The 9,157-nt window shown below is 70.9% G+C and carries 9 protein-coding genes; 6 read left to right on the top strand and 3 right to left on the bottom strand.

Annotated elements, in window-relative coordinates:
- Positions 1-41 precede the first annotated feature (41 nt).
- Positions 42-1,241 carry a glycosyltransferase gene (locus ACFVDI_RS17920; RefSeq protein ID WP_378907460.1) on the bottom strand — a complete coding sequence of 400 codons (1,200 nt, stop codon included), beginning with the start codon at positions 1,239-1,241 and terminating at the stop codon, positions 42-44.
- A gap of 434 nt (positions 1,242-1,675) precedes the next feature.
- Between ACFVDI_RS17920 and ACFVDI_RS17915 the strand changes: the two genes are divergently transcribed.
- On the top strand, positions 1,676-2,518 hold the full coding sequence (locus tag ACFVDI_RS17915; RefSeq protein WP_378907458.1) for a hypothetical protein: 843 nt from the start codon (positions 1,676-1,678) through the stop codon (positions 2,516-2,518).
- On the opposite strand, the gene ACFVDI_RS17910 is transcribed toward ACFVDI_RS17915, so the two are convergent.
- Positions 2,502-3,413, bottom strand: coding sequence for a class I SAM-dependent methyltransferase (locus ACFVDI_RS17910; RefSeq protein WP_378907455.1), 912 nt, complete (start codon positions 3,411-3,413; stop codon positions 2,502-2,504). The genes ACFVDI_RS17915 and ACFVDI_RS17910 overlap by 17 nt on opposite strands.
- A gap of 35 nt (positions 3,414-3,448) precedes the next feature.
- Between ACFVDI_RS17910 and ACFVDI_RS17905 the strand changes: the two genes are divergently transcribed.
- Positions 3,449-4,180, top strand: a complete 732-nt coding sequence (locus ACFVDI_RS17905) for an oxidoreductase (RefSeq protein WP_378907453.1) — start codon at positions 3,449-3,451, stop codon at positions 4,178-4,180.
- Between the two features lie 260 nt (positions 4,181-4,440).
- Here the strand turns inward: ACFVDI_RS17905 and ACFVDI_RS17900 are convergent, their stop codons facing one another.
- The gene (locus ACFVDI_RS17900; RefSeq protein ID WP_378907450.1) at positions 4,441-5,235 is read right to left on the bottom strand and encodes an HAD family hydrolase; all 795 of its coding nucleotides are present in this window, start codon (positions 5,233-5,235) and stop codon (positions 4,441-4,443) included.
- Positions 5,236-5,359: 124 nt separating this feature from the next.
- On the opposite strand from ACFVDI_RS17900, the gene ssd reads away from it, so the two are divergent.
- Genes ssd through ACFVDI_RS17880 form a run of 4 tightly spaced genes read left to right on the top strand, consistent with a single transcriptional unit; the run spans position 5,360 to position 9,070 of the window.
- Positions 5,360-6,415, top strand: a complete 1,056-nt coding sequence (gene ssd / locus ACFVDI_RS17895; protein ID WP_378907448.1) for a septum site-determining protein Ssd — start codon at positions 5,360-5,362, stop codon at positions 6,413-6,415.
- Positions 6,412-7,587, top strand: coding sequence for a TadA family conjugal transfer-associated ATPase (locus ACFVDI_RS17890; RefSeq protein WP_378907445.1), 1,176 nt, complete (start codon positions 6,412-6,414; stop codon positions 7,585-7,587). The genes ssd and ACFVDI_RS17890 overlap by 4 nt, the downstream gene beginning before the upstream one ends.
- Positions 7,584-8,357 carry a type II secretion system F family protein gene (locus ACFVDI_RS17885; protein ID WP_378907443.1) on the top strand — a complete coding sequence of 258 codons (774 nt, stop codon included), beginning with the start codon at positions 7,584-7,586 and terminating at the stop codon, positions 8,355-8,357. Before ACFVDI_RS17890 ends, ACFVDI_RS17885 begins: the two co-directional genes overlap by 4 nt.
- Positions 8,354-9,070 (top strand): type II secretion system F family protein, encoded by a 717-nt coding sequence (locus tag ACFVDI_RS17880; protein WP_378907440.1) that lies wholly within the window; start codon positions 8,354-8,356, stop codon positions 9,068-9,070. Before ACFVDI_RS17885 ends, ACFVDI_RS17880 begins: the two co-directional genes overlap by 4 nt.
- The last annotated feature ends 87 nt before the right edge of the window (positions 9,071-9,157 follow it).

The following is a 9,157-nucleotide window of genomic DNA, read 5'->3' as shown; positions in this document are numbered from 1 at the left end:
GTGTATAAGAGACAGCTCACGGGGCTCGACCAGCGGCCGTCTCAGACCGCGACCGGGATGAGAGCCGTGTCGGCGGACTCCTTGATGAGCCGTGCGTACGCGTCGAAGAGCCGCTGCTCGGAGAGGCGCTGCCGGTTGCGGAAGATGCGCTCGAAGTGCTCCTCGCGCTGGGCGAAGGCGACCTTCCAGGTCTCGGCCATCTCGGCCGGGTCGAAGGACGCGACCAGGCGCGGGTCGCCGACCATCGCCGGAGCGTCGCCGACCGCCGTGGTCACCGGGACCGCACCGCAGGCCATCCCCTCGAGCAGGCACAGCGGGGCGGCCTCGCCGAACGCCGAGGTGAGCGTGATCAGGTCGGCGGCGTTGTAGAGCGGCGCCATCTGGCTCTGGATCCCCAGGGCGTGCAGGTTGGTCTCCAGGGCCGGCCACGCGCCGAGCTCCTCGGCCACGAGTGCTGCGAAGGCCGGGTTTTCCGCGGTCATCCCGGCACCGCACATGACGAGGTGGGCGTCGGGGTGCTCCCGGACGAACCGGCGCGCGGCGCGGACGAAGAGCGGGATGTTCTTCATCTCGCCGAAGCGGGCCGCGATCATCACGACCGGCTGCTCGCCGCTCACGCCGAGCTCGGCGCGCTTGCTCGCCCGCAGGTCGGCGTCGGTGCGGAACTTGTGGAGGTCCACACCGTTCGGGAAGACCGGCAGTCGCTCCAGCGGGATGCCGGTCGCCTCGTGGTAGGCCCGCTGCGTCGACTCCGCGCAGCACACCGCCGCGGTCAGCAGCCCGGCCCGGTCGAGGTCGATGAGCTCCTGTACGCCGGCCCCCTGATGCTCGGGGTCGGAGCGGTGCAGGCAGGTGATCAGCGGAGTGCCCGACGTGCCGACCTTGCCCAGCACCGTGAGTGGCTGCTCCTTGAGGGAGAGCACGACGTCCGCCTTCGCCACCGACTGCGCCACCCGCTTGAGCTGGCTGGCGGTGATCGGGCCGGTCGGCGTACGCCTCAACGCTCGGACGGGCACACCTGCCGAGGTCAGGCGCCGGTAGGAGTTGTCCGAGGAGATCCGCTGGGCGGTGAACTCGCGCTGGACACGGTCGCTGAGGCTCAGCACGCTGTGCCGATGAGGCGTGGTGGCATCGAGCGCGCGGACGACGGCGGTATGCAGGATCCGGGCGCCGCCGGCGAAGAAACCTTCGTACAGGGAGAGGACGGACGGGCCGTCCTCGAGGTATGCCACGTCAGACATGTCGACCTCACTGGTCCGCAGGGCGGCATCGCCCGAGCGTTGGAGTTGGTGGGGCTACGGCAGAGATATGCGGCTTTGCAGGTGATCGTCGCTGATCGAGCATCAGCCAGCAGGCCCGTGTGAACGAGTTCAGGGCAACATCGGGCGCCTTCGGCATCCGGGGTGGACGCTAACGCTTCGGGATGAACATCCCAAGGCGTCGTCGGCTCGGGACGCGTGATTTCACTTGTTCGTCATCTTCACGCGCGCATCGTAGGGAGGGACGGAGGATTTCTCGAAACCGGCGGGGATCCGGAGTTGATTTACGCTATCGGATGTGGCGTGCGTCACGCTATGCGTTCACCGAGATTGTTCGGTGAACGGATGGCGCGGGTCTCGGACGCGCTGCCCGATAGAGGCGCACCGGTGGCCGGATCCCGCTACCTTCGGGAACCATGACGACCGAGGTGACGACGTACCGCTATGTCCGTTTCGCGCTGTGCTGTCTGCTTCTGGGCCTGGCGGTCTCGGTGGGTGCCGAGACGATCGTGAGCGGGGAGTGGCAGACCTCCATCTCGTCCTACTACTACACCCCTGCTGGCCCGGTCTTCACCGCCGTCCTGTGCGCGCTGGGCGTGTGTCTGGTGGTGCTGCGGGGATACACCGACGCGGAGGACACCGCCCTCAACCTCGCCGGGCTGTCGGCGCCGATGGTCGGCTTCGTGCCGACACCCGAGGTCGGGCAGGAGATCGACAAGGCGGCGATCGTGAACAACGCCTGGAGCTATCTGGCGGTGATGGCGATCGGCTGGGTGGTCGTGCTGATCTTCGGGCTCCGCAAGCGTGCCGCTGCCGGCGCCTGGCCGTCGCGCTGGGGGCTGATCGGTCTGGTCTCGGTCGCGGGGGCGTGGGTCGTCGGTGTCGGCTGGCTGCTGATCGACCAGGAGACCTTCGCGACCAAGGCACACGGGCTCGCGGCGATCTTCACCTTCACGCCGTTCGCGCTGGCGGTCGTGCTCAACACCGACTGGGGCGTACGGAAGATCGCGCGCGAGGCCGACAAGGCGCGCACCCGGCTGGACAAGACCTACTGGGCGCTGGTCGTGGCGATGGTGCTGCTGCTGGCGGCCGGCATCGTGCTCGGCCTGGCCGGGTGGCACCTCTGGCTGCTGGCGACCGAGGTGTCGCTGCTGGTGTGCTTCGCGATCTTCTGGGTCATCCAGAGCTTCGACCTGATGGACCCGGCGCGCGACGCCGCCACCACGAAGGCTCGCGACCCGCTCACCGGAAGTCGATGAGCAGGTCGTCGTCGCCGTTCTCGGGGTCGGTGACGACCCGCGGCAGGCGTACGGCGGTGTCGGTGCGCTTGGCCAGCGGCACCGTCGGCCGGTCGGCGTCGTGCACCTCGAGGGCGTCGTGCACCTCGACGGCGTCGTCGGTGTGCTTGGCCTGGGCATGCGGGAGCACCTGCGCGCGCCAGCCGCGGCAGTTGTAGGGCAGCTGCATGCCGTCCATGCCGCGGCCGTAGCCGTCGTAGAACGCCAGCACCTCTCGTCGTTTCTCGTCCTGTGCCTCCGGCCGGAGGACCGCGACGTTGGACCGCGACAGCACCAGGTCCTGGATCGAGTGGCGGTCGACGAGCTGCCAGTGACGGAACGTCTTGGCCTCGGCCGCCGAGAACAGTCCGGAGTCGTCGAGGATCCTCGTCGGGTCGAAGTCGTTGTCCTGCTTGCCGATCAGTCGGCCCAGCTTGCGCACCCAGGGGATCCGCTCGTCACGCTCGTTCTGGATCACGGCGAGTCGTCCGTCCGTACGCAGCACCCGCCCGACCTCCGCCAGCGCCTTCGCGTGGTCGAACCAGTGGAAGGCCTGCCCGACCACGACCACGTCGTAGAGACTGTCGCCGGTCGGGATCTGCTCGGCGGTGCCGCTGGTGGCGCGTACGTCCGGGAGCTTCTCGGAGAGGATGTCGAGCATCGCGTCGTCCGGGTCGGTCGCGAAGACGTCGTGGCCCAGGCCGACGAGCACCTCGGTGAGCTTGCCGGTGCCGGCGCCCAGCTCGAGAACGCTCACCGGTTCGTCACCGACCAGCCACTTCACCGCATCGACCGGGTAGGACGGGCGCCCGCGGTCATAGCTGTCCGCCACGCTTCCGAAGGAGCGTGCCGGGTCGGGGTTCGCTGGGTCCGTCATCGTGGCCAGGGTAACCCCCGCTTAGACTTCATCGTGTGAAGGATGATCCGCTCGCCCGGTTGGTGTCGCTCGAAGGTGTGGCCTCGGGCTTCGCCGCAGCTCGTGACGGCATCGACGTGATGCTGCGTGACCGGGGACTGCGGCGTACGTCCCCCGAGACCACCGCCGAGTCGCTGCTGCGCGGGGCGCACGCGTCAGCCGTGCTGGAAGGGTCCTCCTCGTCCTTGGGCGAGGTCCGTGCCTCCGGCGGGGACGCGATCGCGCAGGACGCAGTGCGGCTCTCGACCGAGCTGCTCTCGCTGGTGCCGGTGGTGAAGCAGGCGCCCCTGCAGGCGTTCGCGCGGATCCACGCGCTGGCTGCGGGGGCGTCGTTGGAGGCCGAGGAGCTGGGTCGGCCGCGCTCGGCGGATGCGGCCGAGAGGTTGCGTCGGCTCTCCGACCTGCTGCTCGCGCCGACGTCCGCACCGGCGTTGGTCGTGGCGGCGTTCGTGCACGCCGATCTGGCGACGTCGGCGCCGTTCGCGTCCCACAACGGGCTGGTCGCGCGTGCCGCGGAGCGGCTCATCCTGGTCGCGCGCGGGGTGGACGAGAAGTCGCTGGTTGTGCCCGAGGCCGGTCACCTGGCGCTGCGGGCCGCCTACGAGTCCAACCTGCGCGGCTTCCGCGAGGGCGGCCGGGCGGGTGCGCACTCGTGGCTGCTCTATGCGGCAGAGGCGTACGCCGCCGGGGCCGAGGCTTCGCCGCTGCGCCTGGACGCGGCCGAATAAAGTGGTGGCACCCGGTGGGTTGTGAACACCGGATGCCACCGTGTCCACGAGACCTTTTGGTTACCAAGCGTGCAAGGTCTGGTCACTGCGCCGGGATTTCTCCCCGGCTACAGCACCCCATCAGATGGGTGGATCGCCGCGTGGGTGCCTGGCCTCGTGTACGTCTTGTTACGACATTGTTTCTACGCTGATTGGCGGCCAGATTCAAGGCTGGAATTTCTGGAGGATGAGGAGGATCATGTCGCTCCTGCAGAATTGCGTCAGGCGCCTAGGCGACGGCGTTTCGTGCCGGCCCAGATGACCCCGCCGGCGATCGCCACGGCACCGCCGACGGCCAGCGCGGCCAGGGTCGGCGTGGACGGAGTGAGCACCCGGCTTCGCAGCGCGACCGGCTTGTTGAAGACCAGGATGTCCCAGCCGCGCTCCTTGGCGACCTTGCGGAGGTCCTTGTCGGGGTTGACCGCGAAGGCGTGACCGACCTCCTCCAGCATGGGGGTGTCGGTGATCGAGTCCGAGTAGGCGTAGGACTGCTCCAGGTCGTAGCCGAAGCGCTCGGCCAGCTGCTGAACCGCGCGGGCCTTCTCCTCGCGGTAGGCGTAGAGCTCGATCTCGCCGGTGTAGCGACCGTCCTTGATCCCCATCTGGGTGGCGACGACGTGATCGGCGCCGAGCATCGCGCCGATCGGCTCGACCAGCTCTGTGCCGGAGGCGGAGACGATGATGACGTCGTGGCCCTGGGCGTGGTGCTGCTCGATGAGCTGCACGGCCTCCTCGTAGACGAGCGGATCGACCACGTTGTGGAGGGTGTCGGCGACGATCTCCTTCACTGTCGCAACGTCCCACCCGGTGACCATCTCGGAGAGCGCCTTGCGCATCTTCTCCATCTGGTCGTGATCGGCCCCGCCGACGACGTAGACGAACTGGGTGTAGGCCGAGCGGATCATGGCCGCGCGGGTGATCAGGCCGCCGGCCTGGAAGTGCTTGGAGAACGCAAGCGTGCTCGACCTCGCGATGATCGTCTTGTCGAGATCGAAGAACGCAGCGATGCGTGTCATGCGGACATGGTAGACGCCAACTGGGCGGGCCGATCATCATCCACAGGGCGGGTCCGGGACCGAGTTATCCACAGGCTCCCGATTTTCGGGTGGAATCGTCGGTGCCGCGGCGGATCCTGCTGCCATGACCTCGGAACCTCTCGTCATCACCTCGGACTCGTTGCTGGCCGCTGAGGCGGCCCGTCTGGCCGCTGCCTCGGGCGTCATCGTCGAGGAGTGCACCGATGCCGCCGGTGCCCTGCGCCGATGGCAACGACCACCGCTGATCCTCGTCGGCGCCGATCTCCTGGCGGAGGTGGCGTCGTTGTGTCCGCCGAGGAGGGACGGGGTGTACGTCGTGAGTTGGGGCGCTACCGGTGAGCCGCTTCTCCGGGCCGCCCTCGAAGTCGGCGCCGAGACGCTGTTGGAGCTGCCCGCGGCCGAGACCGTGGTCGCCGGGCTGCTCGCCGACGTCGGCGACGGCGAGGGCGGCCACGGCATGGTGGTCGGCGTGCTGGCCGGATCGGGCGGGGCCGGGGCGACGACGTACGCCGCGGCCCTGGCCAGCCTGGGAGCCGACCGTGGGCCGACCCTGCTGATCGACGCCGACCGGCTCGGGCCCGGTGCCGGAAGGGTGCTCGGGCTCGACGAGATGCCCGGGGTGACCTGGGGAGACCTCGGGCAGACCGCCGGGCGGCTGGGTGCCCGGGCGCTGCGCGAGGCGGTGCCGCACGTCGGGTCGCTGGGCCTGCTGGGGTGGCCGGGTGCCGATGTGGTGCCCCCGAGGGCCGAGGTCGTGCGCGAGGTCCTCGCCGCGGCCCGGCGAGGGCACGACCTGGTCGTCGTCGACCTGCCCCGTGAGTCGGATCCGGCGGCGGAGGCGCTGCTCAGCGGCTGCGACGTCGTCCTGGTCGTGGTTCGCGGAAACGTGACCGGGACGGCCTCCGCCGCGCGGCTGATCTCCCGGCTTCCCGAACGGGACCGGGTGCGGGTCGTCGTCCGCGGTCGCGCCGCCGAGCCGGAGGCGGTCGGGCGTGCGCTCGGCCTTCCGGTCATCGCCTCCATGTCCGACCAGCGCGGGCTCTCGGAGGCCATCGACCTGGGGCTCGGGCCGATCCGCTCCAAGCGGGCGCCGCTGGCCCGTGCGGCGGCCGAGGTGCTGGTGCGCTGCCGGCTTCGGAGCGGGGTGATGGCGGCATGATCGGCGGAGTCGGGGCGGTCGACATCGCGCCTCAGGTCGTCGACCTGGTGCGCGACCACCTGGCGCGTACGCCGGGAGAGCTCACCCCGCACCGGGTCCAGGAGGCGCTTCGGGCCGAGGGACGGATCGTCGGCGACGCGACGGTGCTCGGGGTCTTCGAGATGCTGCGCCGTGACGTGGTGGGGGCCGGGCCGTTGGAGCCGCTGCTGCGGCTTCCCGGAGTCACCGACGTCCTCGTCAACGGGCCCGACCAGGTCTTCATCGACCGCGGATCCGGCCTGGAACCCGCTCCGGTGGCGTTTCCCGACGACGACGCGGTCCGGCGGCTGGCCCAGCGCCTGGCTGCGGGGGCCGGACGCCGGCTCGACGACGCCTCGCCCTACGTCGACCTGCGGCTGAGCGACGGCAGCAGGTTCCACGCGGTGCTCGCGCCGCTGGCGCGTCCGGGCACGGTGATCTCGTTGCGAGTGCCTTCAGCGCGGGCGTTCACACTCTCCGAGCTCGAGTCTTCGGGAATGGTCGTTCCGATCGTGGCCGATCTGTTGCGGCGGTTGGTGCTGGCGCGGTCCGCCTTTCTCGTCTCCGGCGGCACGGGCACCGGCAAGACCACCCTGCTGGCGTCGCTGTTGTCGCTGGTGCCGCCCGAGGAGCGGCTGGTGCTCGTGGAGGATGCTTCCGAGCTGCGCCCGGACCATCCGCACGTGGTCGGTCTCGAGGCGCGCCCGGCCAACATCGAGGCCGCCGGTGCGGTCGAGCTCCACACGCTGGTCCGTCAGGCTCTCCGGATGCGGCCGGACCGGCTGGTCGTGGGGGAGGTGCGGGGTGCCGAGGTCGTCGACCTGCTCGCTGCGCTGAACACGGGGCACGAGGGCGGCTGCGGCACGCTGCACGCCAACTCAGCCGCCGACGTCCCGGCCCGGGTGGAGGCGCTGGCGCTCGCGGCGGGCCTAGGCCGGGACGCGGCGCACAGCCAGTTCGCCTCCGGGGTGGACGTGGTCGTGCATCTGCGGCGGCGTGAGGGCCGCCGGGTGCTGACCGAGGTCGCTGTCCCGCTACGCGGTGCGGACGGGCTGGTCCGGATGGAGACGGCCTGCTCCGTGGCCGCCGACGGCGATGTCGTCGCCGGGCCCGCCTCGAGCCGGTTGGAGTCGCTGCTGGGAGCGGACCGGTGAGTGGGGTCGGTCTCGGACTGGTCGCCTGCCTGGCAGGTGCTGCGGCAGCGTTGATGATCCGCCCGCGGGCCGTGGTCGGATCACGGGAGTCTGCGTGGCGGGTGCCGCGATGGTCGTTCGTCCTGGTCGCCGTCATCCCCATCGTCTTCCCGGGCAAGGCGGTCGTCGCGGCTGTCTTGCTCGGGATCGCCACCTTCGGCGGCGTCGCCCTGTGGCGGCGCCGCTGCGAACGGATCGCGGCGGGACGTACGGCCGACCGCGTGGTCGAAGCCTGCGAGCAGATGGCCGCAGAGCTGGCCGCCGGACATCCACCCGGACCGGCGCTGTCACAGCTCGCGGCGGAGTGGCCGGTGATCGAGCCGGTCGCGGAGGCGCAGCGGATGGGCTCGGACGTCCCCGCCGCCTGGCGTGAGGTTGCCGAGGTGCCCGGGGCGAGTTCGCTCCGGGTCGTCGCCGCGGCCTGGCAGATCGCTCACCAGACCGGAAGCGGTCTCGCGGATGCGCTCGACCGGGTCGCGCTCGATCTGCGCGCGGCGGCGGCCACCCAGCGGGTGGTCGACGGCGAGCTCGGCTCGGCCCGCTCCACCGCCCGTCTGATCGCCGGTCTGCCGGTCGCTGCTCTGGCGATGGGCAGCGGAGTCGGCGGTGACCCGCTGGCGTTCCTCTTCGGTTCCCCGGTGGGCCTGGCCTGTCTCGGTCTCGGACTGCTGCTCGGCTGGCTGGGCCTGTGGTGGATCGAGGGCATCGCGCGTGGGGTCGAGGCGAGATGAGCACCTGGCTCGTGGCGGTTGCGCTCGGGTTGGCAGCGGCGTTGCTGCCGGCGCCGGCCTCACCTCTTCCTGCACGCGTCGCGGTTCGCGATGATCGGGGCGATTCCGGTGGCTGGATGATGCGTTGGCGCCCCTTGCTGGCGCTGCTCGCCGCCGGTGCCGTCTACACCTTCGTCGGGGGCGCCATGGGGGCCGTGCTCGCCGCCCCGGCCGGGGTCGTCTGCTGGCTCGTCATCGGTCGCGTCGAACCCGCGGAGGTCCGGCGCGAGCGCGAGGCGGCCAAGGCCGACCTGCCCGCGCTGGTCCGCCTGCTCTCCGCCGCACTGTCCTCCGGCGCGGCCCCTGCAGAGGCCCTGGTGGCGGTCGCGGCCGCGCTGCCCGGACCGGCTGCCGCCCGGCTGCTGCCGGCGGCGTCCCGGCTCCATCTGGGAGCCGATCCGGAGAAGACCTGGCGCACCCTGGTGGACGATCCCGCGCTCGCGCCGCTGGGTCGGGCGTTGGCCCGGGCCCAAGCGACCGGCGCCCCGGTCGCCACGACGGTCGAACGTCTCGCCGACGACCTCACCAGAAACGCACGCGCCGAGGTCGAGGACCGGGCCCGCTCGGTGGGCGTCAAGGCCGCCGTCCCGCTCGGCATCTGCCTCCTTCCCGCCTTCCTGCTGCTGGGCGTCGTCCCGGTCGTCGGCGGGCTTCTCTCCAACCTCGGGATCTGACCCACCGTCGAGGCGTCACCGACGTCTCGGCGCTCCTGTTTTCCCTGATCAACGGGCCGATTGTCATCCACAAGGTGTGTTCGGGAG

Source organism: Nocardioides sp. NPDC057767 (assembly GCF_042798275.1).
In the GTDB taxonomy this organism is placed as follows: domain Bacteria; phylum Actinomycetota; class Actinomycetes; order Propionibacteriales; family Nocardioidaceae; genus Nocardioides.
This window is presented reverse-complemented; position numbering and strand designations above follow the sequence as displayed.